We start from the raw sequence: 645 nt of genomic DNA on the forward strand, positions 1-645 counted from the left end.
CTATCTTTCCTTTCGATCGTACATTGTCGACGTATCGGCTCCCTTGCCATGCAGCAAAGAGAAACCGATACCCCTACAATACTAATTAAAATATTCTTCACATTCAATGTCTTTTTGATCATATAACTCTCTCCTCAAACGATCATTGCCATCCCGGATTTTGAGTTAAATTTGGATTCTTCTCGATTTCTTCCGAGGGAATCGGCCACAAATAATCTTTTTCCTCAAACTTAGTATAATAGATATGATTACCCATAGCATCCTGCACATCACCGTTCAGATATTTCTCCATCAACCTCCAACGTCTAAGATCATAATAACGCAAACCTTCACCGGGAAGTTCAACCGCACGTTCATGCATGATACGTTTAAATACTGCATCCTTCGTACGAGCTTCCAACCATTCCGGACCACTGTTTATGCCAGGCATGTTCGTCGAAGGACGTTGCCTGACCATATTGATATACCTCACCGCCTCATCGAGCTTTCCCTGTTCATTATAACATTCCGCCAACATTAACAAGACATCGGCGTAACGTATAATTGGAAAGTTAAACGGAGTATTCCCACGAGAATTCCACGTCCCACCCAAATTCCCTTCCGGAACAAACTTACGATATAAGTACAAATAGTTATTCTTATATC

1 protein-coding gene is annotated in these 645 nt (G+C 41.2%); it reads right to left on the bottom strand.

Translation table 11 applies throughout. The features are described from left to right. Positions 1–142: 142 nt before the first annotated feature. Positions 143–645 (bottom strand): RagB/SusD family nutrient uptake outer membrane protein (locus BN102_RS10460; RefSeq protein WP_156810977.1); only part of this gene is annotated, 503 nt, incomplete at its 5' end.

This window comes from Phocaeicola abscessus CCUG 55929, assembly GCF_000312445.1.
In the GTDB taxonomy this organism is placed as follows: Bacteria; Bacteroidota; Bacteroidia; order Bacteroidales; family Bacteroidaceae; genus Phocaeicola; species Phocaeicola abscessus.